Raw genomic sequence first — 17244 nt, forward strand, 5'->3', positions numbered from 1 at the left:
GAGATGTCGCAGCCCGGCCGAACAAGGAGATGGCCAATAACGAAAGCGCTTGACACCAATCGCCCCATACAAGTCCTCTGGCCCGATGCTGCCCGGCTCGAAGCTCGTCCAAGCGTCGGCTGTCGGGTGTAGACCGGAAGTGGCAGCGGTCCAAAACGCCGACTTTGACCCGTAGCTGGCATTCACGGGCAAGTTGATATTATAAAGCGATACTCCCAGACGAGGTGCTTCGGCCATGCCAAATCGTCGCCAAATACTTTCAGGAATAGGAACAGTGGCCATGGGGGCGCCGATCCTGCCGGCATTGGGGCAGCAATCGCCCACGTACCTTTCTGACAAATTCGCAACCGATGTGATCCGAAGGCTCGATCAGGCAGTTGCAGAGCGGCGTGTCTGGAACATCCACGGGCTTGTCGTTGTTCAGAACGACAACCTAATTGTTGAGCGCTATTTCGAGGGGCAAGATCGCGAGAGAGGCGTCGGCGATCTCGGCACGGTCAAATTTGACGCGAGTGCGATGCATGATCTGCGATCCTGCTCGAAAAGCATTGTGGCGTTGCTCTACGGAATCGCCCTTCAACTTGGGAAGGTACCGGCGCCAGAGGTAAGCCTGCTTACGGCTTTTCCGGAGTATATTGATCTCGCCAACGAGCAGCGCTCGCGCGTGACTGTTCACCATGCTCTCTCAATGACCATGGGTACGGATTGGGATGAAAGCAGCCTGTCCTATGCTGATCCACGCAACAGCGAAATCGCAATGGACAACGCGCCAGACCGCTACCGTTACATATTGGAGCGCCCGGCCATCGACACTCCGGGGATGCATTGGAATTACTGCGGCGGCGCGACGGCCTTGCTCGCTCGCTTGATTGCCAAAGGGTCAGGCAAGTCCCTGCATCAATTCGCGCGCGAGTTTCTTTTCGAGCCGCTCGGTATGGGTCCCACTGAATGGGCCGTCGGACCAGACGGCGAGCCATTCGCAGCGTCAGGCGCTCGCATGTCCGTTCGCGACCTCGCAAAGATTGGGACGTTGATGCTTCACGGCGGTCGGCAAGACGACCGTCAGATTGTGCCTGCTGAGTGGATTCGGCGCTGCACTACGCCTATCGTAAGTTGCGACGAGATGCGACGTTACGGCTATCAATGGTTTTTGCTCGATGTGGCATTCGGGAAACCAAAAGGATGGGCCGTAGGAAGATTGGAACGCATGTGGATGGCGCAAGGAGAAGGCGGACAGCGTTTGTATATTGTACCTGCCCTTCAGCTAATCATTGCCTTGACATCTGGAAATTATGGGGCCGACGACCAGGGGGTCCCTCCTACACGTGTTCTGAGTGAGGTGGTTCTGGCGAGCATATCCTAGCCTTCCATGTGTCTGTTTCTGGCCCACCGCGACATTTGCTGCGGTTTCGCAAAGGCGGTCGGTGTCGAAGCGAACCGGACATCGACGAAGATTGATGAGTACGCGCCCTAGTTCGGCAGCCAAGTATCACCGTCCCGACTGCGACTGCTACAGCCCCCTGTTAGCACCAGTCTGATGATCCGCGACGCGGGCCTGGATGATCTTGTTGCCGAAATAGTTGGCGGCAAGGCCGATACCGAGCGCGGCGAGGCTGCCGCCGAAGCCGGGAATCATCGACGATGCGGCCACGGCCGCGCCCTTCGCCAGGACCTGCAAGGCGGTGCCGTCGGTGAAAAAGCTTGGCAGCATGTCGAACACCGTCTGCAATTGTGGCCTCGCCTGGTGCGCGATGTCGGCGAGCTGAAGGACCTTGGAGAGGTCGGGGTTCTTGGTGAGCACATCAGGCGGAATCAACGCTTTCAGCTGCTGCAGCACATTGGCGTTTTCCGGGGTGATCAGGTTCTTCAGGTCGACGGCTTGCAGCTGGCGGAGACCTTCCTTGATCTGATCAAGCTTGTCCGTCTGCTGTTGCGACGACAGGAAAACTTGCAGGTCGCCCAGAAACTTGAACAACCCCTGCGGCAATTGTCCGGTCGGCGCTGATACCACCGGCGCACCTGCCGAATTCGCCATCTCGACGATGCCGCTGTTGCCGATGCCGAGCACACCGAGGATCGACGCGATCCACCCCGCTGTCTTGGTATGATCCGCCTGCTTGATGGTCACGGAGCCCATCTTGCGCAAATCGTCGGCCGTCGCCCGCACGCGGTTCGGGTCGAGCGCACGCGGGCGCGCGGTCTCGAAGGCGGCCGCGGTCGCAGCATCCGCCACGCCTGTCAGCGGCAGATCGTTGTCGGCCTGGAACGCGAGCAGCGCCGCGCGCGTCAGCGGTCCGTAGTCGCCGTCGATCGCACCCGGCGGGTAGTTGAGACGCTGGAGCTGTTGCTGCACGAACGTCGCGCTCAGGGATGGCAGCGGCGCGTAATTGCCCGCCACGCCGATGTTTGCGAGCGCAGGTGCGCCCGTGAGAGCGTTGAACGCCCCGAACTGCGGGCGTTGCGGATTGGGGTCATTCGGATCGACGCTGAGGCCGTATAACGTCGAAGGCAGCCGCTGATGCAGATTCCATTGCCCGGAGCGCAGGAAGGTGGCCGTGCCGTTGAAACCGCTGGATTGGGAGACCCAGGTGAACGACACCAGTCCGGCCGCGAGCAGTGCCTGGCACACTGCGCCGCTGCCATAGACCCCGACCTGATAGCTGGGAGCGCCCGCCCCGCCCGTCAGGACCTGCCGAACCGCGCGAAAATACGGAACGATGCGCGTGCGGATGTCCGCATCGGAGGCGTCATAGTCGACGGCGAAGTAGATCGCTGAACCTGTGGGCTGACCGATGACGTTCGCCGCGTAATCGCGCGCGTAGGCGCCGTCCTTGGCACCCGCGTCCTGCGAGAACGATGCCGCGGAATCGCCGGCGCCCTGATAGACGATGGCAAGCTTCATTCCGGCGCGAACGATGGCGTCGGCTTCGTCGGGCGTCAGCCGCTTCTCGGGCTGGTGCGTGTTGCGGCAATAATAGCGGATGATGGTATCGACGCCGTTCTGTTTCAGCGAAGCCAGACGCGGAGTTGTCCGCATGTTGGTGTCAATGATCATGGCTCGCCCCCGAGTTGGACGGATTGGCCGTTGCGGCCGACATGACTGTCTTGCTGGGTGTCGTACATGGTCATCGGTTCGTGTTGGCGCCCGTGACGTGGTCGCGCGTGCGGGCCTCAATGACGCGATTGCTGAAATAATTGGCGGCAAGGCCAATCGCGAGCGTCGCGAGCGATCCGCCGAAACCCGGGATCACGCTGCCCGCCACGGCCGACAGCCCCTTCGACAGCAGCTGAAGCGTCGAGTCGTTGGCGAACATCCCCGGCAAGGCGTCGAAGATGGTGTGGAACTGCGTGAACCCGCGCGCGCCGTCGACGATCTGAAAGAAATTGCCGAGTGCCGGATTTGAGCTGATGACATTGGCGGGGATCAGCCCACGGATATTGTCGAGGATCTGGATATTTTCCGGCGACAGCAATTGCTTGACGTTGAAATTCTGCAGCTGCTTGGCGGCATCGAGCACCTGCTGGGTGTTCGCCGGATCGGCACGCAGCTGGGGTGACGTCAGCAGCTTCTGCACTTCTGTCAGGAACTGGGACAGATTGGGCGCCGGGGGCACAGCCACGTTGTTGTTGACGACCTGGACCGCGGCGCTGTTGCCGATGCCGAGCGCGCCGAGGATCGTCGAGATCCAGCCGGCGATCTTGGTGTTGTCAGCGGCCTTGATGGTCTGCGAGCCGCTCGCCCGCAGATCGTCCGACGTCGCGGAGAGGCGATCGCGCGAGAGCGGTCGCGGCTGCGGCCGGGCGAACGCGACCTGGGTGGCCGCATCCAGGACGCCGGTCGGGGATACGTTGTTGTCGGCCTGGAACGCCAGCAGCGCCTCGCGCGTCAGCGTGCCGAACTGGCCGTCGATCTCGCCCAGCGAATAGCCAAGCTCCGTCAGCTTGCGCTGCAGGCCCTCGACCAGCGCGCCCTTGTCGCCGAACCTGAGCTCGGTCGTCCCCAGCACGGGCGTCGTTTGCAGCTCCCGCTGCGGCATGACGTCCACACTGATCTCTGGCGCTTCCGCCCATCCGAGCGCGGTCTGCCGGATCTCGGCGAGCCGGTTGAGCCAGCCGCGGCCGAACGTGTCGAAGATGGCAAGGCTGCGCAGATAGGATTCGTAGGTCGAGCAATAGTCCTCGACGAGCATCTTCTGATCGGCGGCAAGGCAGGCATCTATCGTAAGCGACCCCATGCGTCCGTCCACCGCGAGCCCGTTCTGCCCACGGGCCAGCGCCTGCTGCAACAAACGGATGGCGCGCGTCGTCCCGCTCAGAACGGCCGTGTTGTAGACGACCTGGGCGGCCGGCAGCGGGATCTCGTCGCCATGCACCGGCGTCCAGTAGTTGGCGCGGAAGATCTGCAGCGCCTCGTCCCGCGTGAGGTTTCGCACGTCATCGGCGGTGACCGGCGCATGCCGCCAGGCCGACAGGTCCTTCTGCGTGATGCCCATGTTGGTCGGGCCGCCGGGATCGCGCGGATGATTGGTGTAGCCGCCCTCCCATTTCTCGATCAGGGCATGCACCTTCTCGAAATTTCCGAGCGCGATGTCGCCTTGCAAAGGCGTCCCGCCGCCGCGCGTTTCCATCAGCCGGTCCGGCACCGGCCGGCCGTTGACTACGCCCTTCACGGAGCCCCAGTCGATGCCCGTCGCGAGATCGTCGGGCTTGACGTCGATCTCGAAATGCATGGTGTCCTTGATGTTGATCCAGTTGCCGCCCCACTCGAACACCCGCTTCTTGTTGACCGTCTTGATCGCAAGCACGTCGTCGATCATGGCCTGGGTCATGTCGGTGTCGGCAAGGTTGCGCTTGACGTCCTGGGCGCGCAGATCCTGCGTCGGCTGGTCGGAAAAGCGGACCTTGCGCTGGTCCGAGGTCTCCTTGTACGGGTTGGTCGTCCAGTTGACGTCGAGTGCAATGCCGTAGGCGTGCAGGCTCTTCTCGGTGCCGCCGGTAATGGCGCGGCAGTTGTAGCTGTCGGTATCGGCTGTCCTGATGTTGTAGCCATGGGCTGCCAGCACCATCGACAGCGCCTGCCAGGCATCAGCCGTCGGGGGCGCGACGAGGATCTCGTCGGGACCAAACGCGATGCGGGCCATCGCGTGTTCGGCGCACTCGAATGTCTTCCAGTTCACGCGTTGCTGGGCGGTCGATTCGCTCATGCTGCCCCCTCCATCGCCTGCTCGTCAGCCACGGCACGGACTCGAGACAGGGGATGCGCTCATTAAAGAACTGCGTGCCGCGTGGGCGTTTCAGCCCGTGCGACTTCAAGGACTTGCTCGAAATAGGCGTTCTACAAATGCAACCTTAGGCTACAGCAAGGACCGTCACGCTGAATGTGAACTGGATCACTTGCGGCAAATCGTCCATCGCGACGGCGCACGCGATCGCGTTCCCCGCACAGCGGCAGGGCCGATCGCGTATCGGGGAGATCGTGGAGGGCGATGCCTTTGCGGGTGATGTCTTTGCGGCCCATCCTTCGAGACGGCCGCCTTTTGGCGGGCTCCTCAGGATGAGGTCTCGTCGCGGCGAAAATCTAGACCCTCATGGTGAGGAGCGCCGCTTGCGGCGCGTCTCGAACCATGAGGCCGAGGACCCTTCGCAGCCTCTCAACCGCCATATGCGAGAGCACCGGGGGACGCGAACAAGGCATCCCGCGATCAGCACCGCCAGCAAAGGACGCGAGACGGCCCCCAACTCAGTTGCTGACCCGGTCCAGCTCGACGGACACTTCGGAGGCCCAGGCCCCCGGCGATTCCAGCGCGAAGGATTGATGGTTGGCCTTGGTCCGAATGGTCACGAAAGCGGCGACGGTGTTGCCTTCGATCCTTGCCTCGACAAGTCCGTCCGAGCTCTTTCCGGTGATCTTGCCGCCCTGGCGATACTCGCTTTCAAACCAGTTGCCCGAAAGCGTGGAGCCCTCCTGCTCGATCTGGGCGGACAGCAGCATCTTGTAGGCATCGCTTGCGCATTTCAGCTCGAAGCTCATGGATTTTTCGGGCTTCTTGACCACGTAGCTTGCCTTGCAGCGAATTCGCTCGCGGCCCCCTTCCGAGAGCTTCATGGAACCGTTCCCGGACCACGTCCCGGCAAGACCATCGATCGTTGCGCTCGCATGCGATGAGGCGAGCAGCAGACAGCCGAGGACGGCCGCTCTGATCTGCCGCTTGTAACAGCCAATTCGTATCAACGCTCTGTACTCCCTGCGCCATTGGTTTCGATTCGGTTAGGTACTCGAAAATGAGGGTGTCCTAAAGATGTCCGATAGTTGGCTGCTCTTGGCGGGCGGGCCCGCCAGCAACATTCCGCAACAAGAAAGCCTAAAGCGCGATGAGATCAGGATGAATCGTCATCGCGCTTCAGGTTGTTGATTGAGCATGATCTCCGCGCAAACGCGTTCCGCGTTTGTCGCGAGGGAAAACCGCTCCACACTTTGCGCTAACGCGGCCCTTCGGGTCCGGATCATGCTCCAGGTGCGCGCGGCAGAAGGCACCGGAGGTTGCTTTTTTGCAGTCCCGCAACGCCAGACAACCACACGTTAAAGATTTCTACCTAGTGATCGCTCCATCAATCTTCGCGGGTCATCAACCGGAGACATTCGCTCATGAAACGCCGTGACTTCCTGATCAGCGCATCCGCCGTCGGTTTTGCAGCGCCTGCACTGTTCAGGGCGGCCGTGTTGCCGGCGCTGGCTCAGCAAGCGCAAGCGCCTGCCGGTGCGACCATCGTGCGCGCGGCGATTTTTCCGGCGATCGGCTTTTCGCGCGTCGGCAATGGCGATGAATGGTTCCTCGCGCCTGAAGTGCCGGGCCTGATGAATGAGCCCGCGGGCGGATTCAAGCAGGGACCGAGCCGCATCAAGAAGCAGGTCCAGCGCTTTCGCGTCTACGGCTATGATGATCAGGGCCGCGTCGTGCGCGAGCTCGGCGAAGCCGACGGCCTGCGATGGACCGTGCATGTGGCGAACACCAAGGCGGCCTGGTACGGCTATTCGAACGCAATGGACGGCGGCGACAATGCGCCGGGCATTCCCGGCGCGTTGCGCAATGCCGCCATCGAGCCGGCCCGCCGCGAAGACATGCTGGTGATCGACGCAGGTCCAGTCCGGATCGACGGCGCTTCGAAGAACGCCGATGGCCGTGACGCGGCCTATCGCATGGCCGGCAAGTTCTGGAAGACGATGCCGGTGACGCTCGGTCATCTGCGCACCGACGAGGCCGGGCGGCTGCTGGTTTTTCCCGCCGACGGCATCTCCAATTCCGCCCTGCCGCAGAACCCGGTGCGCGACTTCACCAACAATGACGGATGGCATGACGACTGGTGCGACGGCTGGGTGAAGGCCAGCGTCTGGATCGGAGGCGCGGACATGGCCTGCGAGCCGGCCTGGGTCGTCTGCTGCGGTCCGAAATTCGCGCCGCAGATCGAGCCGATCGTCAGTCTCTACGACGCGGCGCGCGAAGCCATGATCGCGTCGGGGCACATGAAGCCGGTGTCCGCCGCGGTGTCGTTTCGCCGGGATGTGCTTCCGATCCTGCGGCGCTCCGGCATGATGCAATGGATCGTGCAGGCGTCCTATCTCAGCAAGGCCTGGAGCGATCTCGACGATCTGTCAGATCCCGCTGTCGTGCAGTCGCTGGCGGACCCCGCGGAGAAAGCGCGTCCCGCGCGTGAGAAGGTTCTGGCCGCATTCCGCAAGCCCGGCGGCAAAGACCGGCGCTCCGACGCGCTGCCTCCCATGCTCGGGGATGGCGTCAACTTCCCGGGAAGCCCGACCGGCTGGCTCACGCTGACGCCGACCCAGTACCAGATCCTGAGCCACTGGGCCAAAGGCGAGTTCACCGACGACCTCAACGACGCGGCCGCCAACGCGGTCGAGAAGCTCGACGACATGCCGTTGCCGCTCCGACCGGAGGCGCTCACGCGCGCGGCATTGGATGCCTGCTCGGGTGGCGCATTCCATCCGGGCGTCGAGATCACATGGCCGGTCCGCCATGCCGAGCTGTATCGGTCCACGACGGAAACACCGCTTCCCTTCCGCATCGCGATCTCGACGCGGAAGAGCCTCGTGCAGGATGTCGGATTGCAGCTCAATCCGCAGAATGTCTTCTCCGGTCATCCCGATCGGAAGGAGGCTGGCGCACCGGTGGGGCCGCAGGCACCGGGCGATCTCACGCGATGGATGGGCGTTCCCTGGCAGGGCGATGCATTCAGCTGCCAGTCAGTCCTGACGGCGGACGGTTTCCCGACGCCGGTCTGGTGGCCTGCGCTGCTTCCCGTCGACGTCCTGCCGGAAGGTTTCTACAAGCAGATGATGCGCGCGGATCTTTCGGCGGAAGAGCGGCTGCGCTTCTACCACGCGCGGGTTGCCTGGTCGCGCGGGGCGGCCGGCATCGGCCTGCATGTCGAGGCCAGCTACACCGACGGATTGCGGCGAATGATCGAGCTGTGGACGCAAATGGGCGTCGTGGTGCGCCGTGCCGGTCCGAAGGATGTCCCGGGCATTCCCAAGGACGTTTTCGTCGAAGTGCAACGCGGCACACTGGATCTTTCCAACGTCAAAGACCGCTCCTAGACGCACATGCATCAGGTCGTGATTCTGGGTGCGGGAATGGCAGGGATGGCCTGTGCCCGCACCCTTCTCAGGCGGGGATGCCGTCCGCTTCTCATTGCGCCCGGTCATGACGTCGCCAATCGCGGCGAAACGCTTTCATTTCGAGCATCTCCCCATCTCGAAAGGCTCGGCTGGCTTGGCCTGCTCGACGCAGAGACCGCGATCGCGTGCCAGGGGCGCTATTCGGTGTGGGGCAGCACCACGCTGCGGCGGGATGCGTTTCACCAGGACGGAGCGTCGGGCTGGCATATCGACCGGCAGCGGTTGGAGACCCGCATGGCCCAGACGCTCGATGCCGACGGCCTCGCGCGACAGTGCGCGGAGGCCGGTCGGCTCTCGCGGGCGTCGGACCACGTCGTTGTCGATCTTGCCGATGGCGCCTCGATCGAAGCAGAGTTCGTTGTCGACTGCTCCGGCCGCGCCTCGATCACGTCCGGGGGCGAAACACCGCTTCGGCGTCTGGACAAGCTCGTGGCCTGCTACGGCATTTTCGAGCTTGCGCAGGATGTCGAAGCCGTGCCGGCGACGCTCGTCGAGGCCGTCGCGGCGGGATGGTGGTACATGTCCATGCTGCCGGGTGACCGCATCCTGCTCTGCTTCTTCACGGATTCGGACCTGCTCCCGGCGGGCCTGCGCAAGAACATGACTCTATGGGCCGATATGGTTTCGCACACCCATGCGATCTCCGCGCGCGTGACGAGCCTCGGCATCGACATGGCTGCGTGCGCGCACCTAGAGTTCGCGCCGGCGAGCACCACCACCATGTCAGGGATGGTCGACCATCGCATCATTCGGGCGGGCGATGCCGCGACTGCGCTCGATCCGCTGGGAGCGAACGGTCTTGCCACCGCGCTATGGAGCGGCATCCAGGCCGCCGAGAGCGTAGCCGGTGCCCTCGCGCGGGATACAACGGCATCCCGGCGCTACGAGCGACAGTTTCTGGAAGGGATCGCATCCTATCTGGTCACGCAGCGCGCAATGTATGCATCGGAACGTCGCTTTCCCAACGCGCCCTTCTGGCAGCGACGCAACGACGTTTCGCTCCAGACCATCTCGCCTGCGATTGCGACACCCTGAGCCGCTCGTCCGGTCCCAAAACAAAAATGGCCCGCGCGAGGCGGGCCATTTTCTCATCGGAACCGGTAAAGTCCGAATTTGGTTGCGGGGATAGGATTTGAACCTATGACCTTCAGGTTATGAGCCTGACGAGCTACCGGGCTGCTCCACCCCGCGTTAAGCTTTTGCACGCCTTTTCGGGAATCTGGGGGACGGTCGAAGGACCAGCGCTCGTCGCGTGGCTTGCTTTCGCGTCCCAAAGGGTTCCTTGGAAGGCAACCCCGGGGCCAAGCCCGTCGGGTGCGAGGGCTATGTATCAACCGCGAGGCTCTTTGGAAAGGCCCGAGGGAACGTTTTTTTCGACTTTATGACAGGCAAAATGCACCCGTGAGGGGCGGAAAAAGCCAGCACTTGCCATAAGTTCCGCAAAGGACCAGCTTGCGGCAACAAGATGACGGGGAAACGCCATGTCCCAAACCCTGAGAAACGCCCGGTTGTGCCACCGGGGGCTGCTGGATTAGAGCGCCGCCACAAGACACCACTGTCATCGTCCGGCTTGACCGGGCGATCCAGTATTCCAGAGACGGCAGAGCCTGAACCGAAAAGCCGCAGCGTACTGGATGCCCCGGCTTCGCCTTCGCGGGGCATGACGGCAATGTTCAGTGGGGGAAAACAACAATGACTGACACATTCGATTTCGTGGTGATCGGCGCGGGCTCGGGCGGCTGCGCGGTGGCGGGGCGGCTGTCTGAGGATGCGCAGACCTCGGTCGCGCTGCTCGATGCGGGCGGCAGGAACGACAGTTGGCGGATCACCACGCCCTTCGGGCTCGCGCTGCCATACAGCGCGGCCAACTGGGCCTTCGACACCGTGCCGCAGAAGGGGTTGAACGGCCGCGTCGGCTATCAACCGCGCGGCAAGGGATTAGGTGGCTCCTCGGCGATCAACGCCATGGTCTACATCCGCGGCAACAAGTGGGACTACGACCACTGGGCCTCGCTCGGCAATACCGGCTGGTCGTACGCGGACGTGCTGCCCTATTTCAAGCGCGCGGAGAACAATGCCGATTTCGACGGCGAGTATCACGGCAAGGGTGGCCCCCTGCATGTCAACAAGCTGCGCTCCGAAAATCCGATCCATGACGTCTTCCTGCAGGCCGCGCGCGAGGCGCAGTTTCGCGTGCGCGAGGACTTCAATGCCGAGGACCAAGAAGGGCTCGGCAGCTACCAGGTGACGCAGCACAATGGCGAGCGCTGGAGCGCGGCGCGCGCCTATGTGCATCCGCACATCGGAACACGCGCAAGTCTACGCGTCGAGACGGGGGCGCAGGCGACGAAGATCCTGTTCGAAGGCACCCGCGCAGTCGGTATCGAATATATGCAGGGAAAGCAGAGGAAGCAGCTGCGCGCCCGACGCGAGGTGATCCTCGCCTCGGGCGCGTTTCAGTCACCGCAGCTCCTGATGCTGTCGGGCGTAGGCCACGGCGAGGCTCTAGGCGCGCACGGCATTGGCGCCGTGCATCATCTGCCGGGCGTCGGACGCAATCTCCAGGACCATCCGGATTTCGTCTTCGTCTACGCCTCCGACTATCCGCATTTCGTGCACAGTTCGCTCGGTCGATTGCCATCGCTGCTCCGCGCGATCAGGCAATACCGCCGCGAGCGTCGCGGTCTGATGACCACCAACTTTGCCGAATGCGGCGGCTTCCTGAAGACGCGGCCCGATCTCGATCTGCCCGACATCCAGTTGCACTTCGTCATTGCGATGCTCGACGACCACGGCCGCAAGCGCCACAAGGAGGCGGGTTTCTCGTGTCACGTCTGCCTGCTCAGGCCGCAGAGCCGCGGCAGCGTAGCGCTGAAGAATGCCGATCCCGCGCAGGCGCCGCTGATCGATCCGAACTTCCTGGGTGAGGCCGCCGATCTGGAAGCGATGGTCGCCGGCTACAAGACGACGCGGCGGCTGATGGAGACGCCGTCCCTGCGCGCATTGCAGAAAAAGGACATGTTCACGTCCGATGTGAAAGCCGACGACGATATCCGCGCCATCCTGCGCCAGCGCGTCGACACCGTCTATCACCCGGTCGGCACCTGCAAGATGGGCACTGATCCGCTCGCGGTGGTCGATCCCAAGCTCAGGGTGCACGGCCTCGAAGGTCTGCGCGTCGTCGATGCCTCGATCATGCCGACCCTGATCGGCGGCAACACCAACGCGCCGACGATTATGATCGGCGAGAAGGCGGCGGATATGATCAAGGAGGAGATGCGGTGACGTAAGTCGCGCAATCTCATCACGGTCGTCCTGGCGAAGGCCAGGACCCATTACCCCAGGAAGTAGTTTCTGGCGCGAAATTGATCATCACGAGTCTTCGTCAAACATCTCCCTGGGGGTATGGGTCCCGGATCTGCGCTCCGCTTCGCTACGCTTGTCCGGGATGACGAGACGGATCAACTCAACAGAAAACCGCCATCCACCGTCACCACGCTACCCGTCATGTAGCGCGACGCTTTTGAGGCGAGCAGCAGGATCGCGCCGTCGAGATCGGATTCGGCACCGACACGGCGCTGCGGGATGCGCTTGGCCAGGCGCTCGCCTGCCGGCGTCGACCAGAAATCGTGGTTCATCTCGGTGTCGATATAGCCGGGCGCCAGCGCATTGACGCGGATGTCTTGGCCGGCGAGCTCCAGCGCCATCGCCTTGGTCGCCTGAATCATGCCGGCCTTGGAGATCGCGTAAGGCGAGACCGCCTTCAACACGCCGGTGCCGAGCACGGAGGCGATGTTGACGATGTTGCCTGGCTGCTTGCGTGCGATCATTCGTCGCGCCAGCTCGGTGCTGAGGAAATAGGCGCCCTTGAGATTGGCGCTGACCACGGCGTCCCAGTCCGCTTCCGTCTGCTCGGTCGCGAGCTTCTCGATCGCGATGCCGGCATTGTTGATCAGCACGGTGATGGGACCGAGCGCAGCTTCCGCGGCATCGACCGATCTTGCGATCGATGCGGTGTCGGTGACATCGAGCGCAATCGCCGCGGCGCGCCCACCCTTGCTGCGAATCTCCGTTTCGAGCGCGCGAAGCTTGTCCGTCTGGCGCGCGGCGAGCACGACGGCGGCGCCGTGCGCGGCCAGCACGCGCGCGAACTGGCGCCCCAGGCCCTGGCTGGCGCCGGTAATGAGGATGGTTTCTTTACTGACGTCGAATACGTCTGACATGGCGAAGGTCCCAGGGTCTGCCCCCCGCATAGATACAGACCATTTTAGTGATCTGAAACCGGAATGATGGGTTCGCCGTTCACTCGTTCCATGCAGGCAGGGCGCAGCTCATGAACAGTTTCGATCTCACGGTCTATGCAGCGCTGGCCGTGGCGATCGGCTTCGGCTTCAGGACCGGCCTGCTGCGCAGTGCGATGACCATCCTGGCCTATCTTCTGGCTGCACCGATCTCGATCTGGCTGGTGTCGCTCATCGCACCCCACGTGGCCGGTGAGACCGCCTCGCCTCTGCTTCAGGGCTGGGTGTTGTTCTTCGGCGTTTTCGTCGCAACCGGCATGACGCTTGGACATCTCGGCCGCGCCGCGCTGGATGATGCGGTCGGCGAAGCCGGGCTCGGAGACCGCATAGGCGGCGCAGCGCTCGGAGCCGTCCGGGTCGGCCTCGTCGCGACAACGCTGGTCCTGGTCTTCGATCAATTGGTGCCCGCCAACAGGCAGCCTCCGTTCCTCGTGGGGTCGCAATTGCGCCCGCTGTTCTCCGCTGCCGGACAGATGGGATTCAAGTCTCTGCCGCCTGAAGCCGCGGCCGCCATCGATCGCATCAAGAGGGAGCGGCCCATCTGACGCAGTGTGACCTTCTTCCGCGGGCGCGCCATGCATTTTGGCAACGGCCCGTCTCTTATCAACGGGAGTGAGATTGGCTACAGTGGCGCCTCCAAACCTGCCAGACATCACAGGAGTGAACCAGTGGATCTTGGGATCAAGGGTCGCCGCGCAATCGTCTGCGCGTCCAGCAAGGGCCTCGGTCGCGCCTGTGCCGTGGCGCTCGCCAATGAGGGCGTGCATGTCACGCTGACCGCGCGTGGCGCGGACGCGCTGAAGGCAACGGCCGAGGAGATCCGGAAGGCCCATCCGGGCGTGACGGTTACCGAGATCGTCGGCGACATCACGACGCCGGCGGGACGCGAGGCCGTGCTGAAGGCCTGCCCCGATCCGGACATCCTGGTCAACAACGCCGGCGGCCCGCCGCCCGGCGATTTCCGCAACTGGACCCGCGACGACTGGATCAAGGCGATCGACGCCAACATGCTCACCCCGATCGAGCTGATCAAGGCGACGGTGGACGGCATGATGGCACGCAAGTTCGGCCGCATCGTCAACATCACCTCGGCCGCCGTGAAGGCGCCGATCGAGATCTTGGGTCTCTCCAACGGCGCGCGCGCCGGCCTCACCGGCTTCGTCGCCGGCCTGTCGCGCAAGACGGTGATCAACAACGTCACCATCAATGCCCTGCTGCCGGGTCCGTTCGAGACCGATCGTCTGCGCGGCACGGCGAAGGCCGAAGCCGACAAGCGCGGCATCAAGCCGGAGCAGCTTCTCGCCGAGCGCGCAAAGCTCAATCCTGCCGGCCGCTTCGGCGATCCCGACGAGTTCGGCTACGCCTGCGCCTTCCTGTGCGGCGCCAGGGCCGGCTTCATCACCGGGCAGAACATCTTGCTCGACGGCGGCGCGTTTCCGGGGACGCTGTAAGACTCCTTCGCTCGCCACCTTTGCGAAGGCGATCGCATGAGGTGAGAGCTTGGGCGCCGAAGCTTCCACATCGTCATGGCCGGGCTTGTCCCGGCCATGACGACCTCTCGTCGATGCACGAGAATGCCTGTCGCAGGCAAAGAGGGAGCTTTCATCACCGCCGCTTCGTGGGCTCATCCTCGTCGCGCTCGCTGAAGCCCGACGAATCTGCGCTCGGGCGCTCGTCGGTCCAGTCGACGCCGAAGGCGTCGAGGCCATCGGCGAGCAGGTCGCCCAGCATCGGCTCACCCAGGAGATAGTGCGCGGTTTCTCGTCGAGGATTTTGGTACTCGGTACGCGCCTCGACGGCGCGGGCGCGCAAGTCCTCCCAATCGTCCGGCCCGCCGTCGCCACGCCCGAGCCACATCAACGCAACGAGATCGATCTGCTCGTCCTCGTTCAGGGCGGCAATGAAGCTTGTAATCTCGCGGCCGACCGGATCGGAGCCGTCGTCTTGGAGCACGTCGATTGCATCGTCATCGGTCGGATTTGACCCGGAGTCCGGATCGGAGTCCGTCTCCTTGACGTCGTATTCGCGCGCCTTCTCGATCAAGAAGGCGACTTTCTCGGCGGAAATCGCTAGCTCCGGCATGGCTCCCTCCTGGGTTCCCCCGATAACGCCGCATCGCACCGGATGATCCATTGCAGCGCCTGGCGGAAACCCGCAATGTCCGCGCCAACCAGAACAAGAGGACGCGCCGGATGCAGTGGACCATAGGCCAGGTCAGGATCACCAAATTCGTGGAAATGGAGACGGTCGGATCGACGCGCTTCATCCTGCCGCTGGCAAGCAATGAGGAAATCCGGAAGCTGCCCTGGCTGATCCCGCATTTCGCCACCGCGGAGGGCCGGCTGAAAATGTCGATCCATTCGCTGGTGGTGGAGACGCCGTCGCGCCGCATCGTCGTCGACACCGGCCTCGGCAACGACAAGCAGGGCCGTAACGTCCCAACCTGGAACAACCGCAACACGCCGTTTCTGGAGACGATGACGGCGGCGGGCTTTGCGCCCGACAGCATCGATACGGTGCTGTGCACGCATCTCCATGTCGATCATGTCGGCTGGAACACGAAGCTCGTTGGCGGCCAATGGATGCCGGCCTTCCCGAACGCCCGCTACGTGTTCGGCAGGACAGAATACGAGTATTGGCGGGACCACTCGACCGAACCGGACAAGGCGGCCGTGTTCAACGATTCCGTGAAGCCCATCGTGGACGCCGGCCTCACCGACCTGATCCCAAGCGATCACCGGCTGTGCGAGGAGATCAGCATGATCCCGACGCCTGGCCATAGCCCCGGCCATATGAGCGTCCTGATCCGCTCCGGCGGCGAGCAGGCGTTGCTCGCGGGCGACGCCGCCCACCACCCCTGCCAGATGGCGCATCTCGACTGGTGCTCGACGGTGGATTCCGACCCGCAACAATCAGCCAGGACGCGACGTGAGCTGTTCTCGCGCTTCGCCAATACACCATCGCTGGTGATCGGCGGGCATTTTTCCGGCGGGCAAATCAAACGCGACGAGGAAGCGTTCAAGTTCGTGGCGCTGCAATCGTAGGGTGGGGGTCGCGCGAACGCGCGCCCGATGACAGGCTCCGCGTGCCCACCCCTTCTGTCGCGGTCGTGGAGAGATGGTGGGCACGGCGCTCCGCGCCTTTGCTCACCCTACAGGGAAGGGCTGCAATGCACCGGCCCATAGGCGGTTGAAATTCCCGCCGCCCTGTTCCATGAAGCTATTTAACCGGCCAGTCCATCCAGGGAGAGACGAGAATGAAGCTTGTTCGTTATGGTGAAAAGGGTGCAGAAAAGCCCGGACTGATCGACAAATCCGGCCAGCTGCGCGACCTCTCGGCCCATCTGAAGGACCTGACCGGTGAGGCCTATTCGCCGGAGTCCCTGAAGAAGCTCGCAGCGCTCGATCCGGCCTCGCTGCCGGCTGTCTCGGGCAAGCCGCGGTTCGGCGCCCCCGTCACCGGGATCTCGAAATTCGTCGCGATCGGCCTCAACTACAGCGATCACGCCAAGGAGACCGGCGCGGCGATCCCGACCGAGCCGATCATCTTCATGAAGGCCAACACCGCCCTTTCCGGTCCCAACGATCCGGTCGAGAAACCGCGCGGCTCCACCAAGCTCGACTGGGAGGTCGAGATCGCCGCAATCATCGGCACCCGTGCGAAATACGTCTCTGAGGCCGACGCGCTGAACTACGTCGCCGGCTACTGCGTCTGCAACGACGTTTCCGAGCGCAACTTCCAGACCGAGCGCCTGGGTCAGTGGACCAAGGGCAAGTCGCATGACACGTTCGGTCCGCTCGGACCGTGGCTTGCCACCAGGGACGAGATCAAGGACGTACAGAACCTGTCGATGTGGCTCGACGTCAACGGCCAGCGCCGCCAGACCGGCTCGACCGCGACCATGATCTTCACCATGGCCAAGTGCGTCTCCTATGTCTCGCAGTTCATGACGCTGCTGCCCGGCGACATCATCACGACCGGTACGCCGCCCGGCGTCGGCATGGGCATGAAGCCGCCGACCTACCTCAATGTCGGCGACGTCGTCGCGCTCGGCATCGAAGGCCTCGGCGAGCAGCGCCAGGAGATCGTCGCGGCGTAGGCTCTCCGTCCTCATCCTGAGGAGCGCGCAAAGCGCGCGTCTCGAAGGATGAGCCAGGAACACGGTCATCCGACGTCTTGCGCCGGGTGACGCGAGAGCATCTCTCGTTGCCCATCCTTCGAGACGCGCGCCCAGAGGCGCGCTCCTCA

14 protein-coding genes and 1 tRNA gene are annotated in these 17244 nt (G+C 63.5%); 8 read left to right on the forward strand and 7 right to left on the reverse strand.

Annotated elements, in window-relative coordinates:
• The coding region (locus SO140_RS34330; protein ID WP_498543735.1) for a hypothetical protein at window positions 1–282 on the reverse strand (282 nt) is incomplete at its 3' end.
• Between SO140_RS34330 and SO140_RS34335 the strand changes: the two genes are divergently transcribed.
• The gene (locus tag SO140_RS34335) at window positions 281–1363 is read left to right on the forward strand and encodes a serine hydrolase domain-containing protein (protein WP_449382158.1); all 1083 of its coding nucleotides are present in this window, start codon (window positions 281–283) and stop codon (window positions 1361–1363) included. The genes SO140_RS34330 and SO140_RS34335 overlap by 2 nt on opposite strands.
• Window positions 1364–1510: 147 nt before the next feature.
• Here SO140_RS34335 and SO140_RS34340 read toward each other — a convergent pair whose 3' ends face one another.
• The 3 genes from SO140_RS34340 to SO140_RS34350 form a co-directional block, all read right to left on the reverse strand.
• Complete coding sequence (locus tag SO140_RS34340; RefSeq protein ID WP_449382159.1) at window positions 1511–3055, reverse strand: glycoside hydrolase domain-containing protein; 1545 nt, start codon at window positions 3053–3055, stop codon at window positions 1511–1513.
• A 70-nt stretch (window positions 3056–3125) separates the two neighbouring features.
• Window positions 3126–5204, reverse strand: coding sequence for a glycosyl hydrolase 108 family protein (locus SO140_RS34345; RefSeq protein ID WP_449382160.1), 2079 nt, complete (start codon window positions 5202–5204; stop codon window positions 3126–3128).
• A gap of 536 nt (window positions 5205–5740) precedes the next feature.
• Window positions 5741–6106, reverse strand: coding sequence for a hypothetical protein (locus tag SO140_RS34350; protein ID WP_449382161.1), 366 nt, complete (start codon window positions 6104–6106; stop codon window positions 5741–5743).
• A 540-nt stretch (window positions 6107–6646) separates the two neighbouring features.
• On the opposite strand from SO140_RS34350, the gene goxA reads away from it, so the two are divergent.
• Together goxA and SO140_RS34360 are read left to right on the forward strand one after the other, a co-directional pair.
• Window positions 6647–8614, forward strand: coding sequence for a CTQ-dependent glycine oxidase GoxA (goxA, locus tag SO140_RS34355; RefSeq protein WP_449382162.1), 1968 nt, complete (start codon window positions 6647–6649; stop codon window positions 8612–8614).
• 6 nt (window positions 8615–8620) lie between these two features.
• Window positions 8621–9730 (forward strand): NAD(P)/FAD-dependent oxidoreductase, encoded by a 1110-nt coding sequence (locus tag SO140_RS34360; protein ID WP_449382163.1) that lies wholly within the window; start codon window positions 8621–8623, stop codon window positions 9728–9730.
• A 79-nt stretch (window positions 9731–9809) separates the two neighbouring features.
• Here SO140_RS34360 and SO140_RS34365 read toward each other — a convergent pair.
• Window positions 9810–9886: transfer RNA gene (locus SO140_RS34365), tRNA-Met, on the reverse strand.
• A gap of 501 nt (window positions 9887–10387) precedes the next feature.
• Here SO140_RS34365 and SO140_RS34370 point away from each other — a divergent pair.
• On the forward strand, window positions 10388–11980 hold the full coding sequence (locus SO140_RS34370; RefSeq protein ID WP_474801119.1) for a GMC family oxidoreductase: 1593 nt from the start codon (window positions 10388–10390) through the stop codon (window positions 11978–11980).
• 176 nt (window positions 11981–12156) lie between these two features.
• Here the strand turns inward: SO140_RS34370 and SO140_RS34375 are convergent, their stop codons facing one another.
• Window positions 12157–12918, reverse strand: a complete 762-nt coding sequence (locus tag SO140_RS34375; protein ID WP_449382164.1) for an SDR family NAD(P)-dependent oxidoreductase — start codon at window positions 12916–12918, stop codon at window positions 12157–12159.
• Between the two features lie 110 nt (window positions 12919–13028).
• Between SO140_RS34375 and SO140_RS34380 the strand changes: the two genes are divergently transcribed.
• Together SO140_RS34380 and SO140_RS34385 are read left to right on the forward strand one after the other, a co-directional pair.
• Window positions 13029–13541: a CvpA family protein gene (locus SO140_RS34380; RefSeq protein ID WP_449382165.1), complete on the forward strand. Its 513-nt coding sequence runs from the start codon at window positions 13029–13031 to the stop codon at window positions 13539–13541.
• A gap of 123 nt (window positions 13542–13664) precedes the next feature.
• Complete coding sequence (locus SO140_RS34385) at window positions 13665–14447, forward strand: SDR family oxidoreductase (RefSeq protein WP_449382166.1); 783 nt, start codon at window positions 13665–13667, stop codon at window positions 14445–14447.
• A 154-nt stretch (window positions 14448–14601) separates the two neighbouring features.
• Here SO140_RS34385 and SO140_RS34390 read toward each other — a convergent pair whose 3' ends face one another.
• Window positions 14602–15078: a DUF3775 domain-containing protein gene (locus tag SO140_RS34390; protein ID WP_449382167.1), complete on the reverse strand. Its 477-nt coding sequence runs from the start codon at window positions 15076–15078 to the stop codon at window positions 14602–14604.
• A gap of 110 nt (window positions 15079–15188) precedes the next feature.
• On the opposite strand from SO140_RS34390, the gene SO140_RS34395 reads away from it, so the two are divergent.
• Together SO140_RS34395 and SO140_RS34400 are read left to right on the forward strand one after the other, a co-directional pair.
• A complete protein-coding gene (locus SO140_RS34395) occupies window positions 15189–16040 on the forward strand; it encodes an MBL fold metallo-hydrolase (RefSeq protein WP_449382168.1) in 852 nt (283 codons plus the stop codon).
• A gap of 212 nt (window positions 16041–16252) precedes the next feature.
• On the forward strand, window positions 16253–17095 hold the full coding sequence (locus tag SO140_RS34400) for a fumarylacetoacetate hydrolase family protein (RefSeq protein WP_449382169.1): 843 nt from the start codon (window positions 16253–16255) through the stop codon (window positions 17093–17095).
• The last annotated feature ends 149 nt before the right edge of the window (window positions 17096–17244 follow it).

The organism is Bradyrhizobium sp. UFLA05-108, assembly GCF_059803455.1.

What these genes read in the sequence shown, in the direction of transcription:
- SO140_RS34375 (WP_449382164.1), bottom strand. Translation starts at nt 12,918, where the DNA reads ATGTCAGACGTATTCGACGTCAGTAAAGAAACCATCCTCATTACCGGC.
- goxA (WP_449382162.1), top strand. Translation starts at nt 6,647, where the DNA reads ATGAAACGCCGTGACTTCCTGATCAGCGCATCCGCCGTCGGTTTTGCA.
- SO140_RS34380 (WP_449382165.1), top strand. Translation starts at nt 13,029, where the DNA reads ATGAACAGTTTCGATCTCACGGTCTATGCAGCGCTGGCCGTGGCGATC.
- SO140_RS34350 (WP_449382161.1), bottom strand. Translation starts at nt 6,106, where the DNA reads ATGAAGCTCTCGGAAGGGGGCCGCGAGCGAATTCGCTGCAAGGCAAGC.
- SO140_RS34400 (WP_449382169.1), top strand. Translation starts at nt 16,253, where the DNA reads ATGAAGCTTGTTCGTTATGGTGAAAAGGGTGCAGAAAAGCCCGGACTG.
- SO140_RS34370 (WP_474801119.1), top strand. Translation starts at nt 10,388, where the DNA reads ATGACTGACACATTCGATTTCGTGGTGATCGGCGCGGGCTCGGGCGGC.
- SO140_RS34345 (WP_449382160.1), bottom strand. Translation starts at nt 5,204, where the DNA reads ATGAGCGAATCGACCGCCCAGCAACGCGTGAACTGGAAGACATTCGAG.
- SO140_RS34390 (WP_449382167.1), bottom strand. Translation starts at nt 15,078, where the DNA reads ATGCCGGAGCTAGCGATTTCCGCCGAGAAAGTCGCCTTCTTGATCGAG.
- SO140_RS34340 (WP_449382159.1), bottom strand. Translation starts at nt 3,055, where the DNA reads ATGATCATTGACACCAACATGCGGACAACTCCGCGTCTGGCTTCGCTG.
- SO140_RS34395 (WP_449382168.1), top strand. Translation starts at nt 15,189, where the DNA reads ATGCAGTGGACCATAGGCCAGGTCAGGATCACCAAATTCGTGGAAATG.
- SO140_RS34360 (WP_449382163.1), top strand. Translation starts at nt 8,621, where the DNA reads ATGCATCAGGTCGTGATTCTGGGTGCGGGAATGGCAGGGATGGCCTGT.
- SO140_RS34335 (WP_449382158.1), top strand. Translation starts at nt 281, where the DNA reads ATGGGGGCGCCGATCCTGCCGGCATTGGGGCAGCAATCGCCCACGTAC.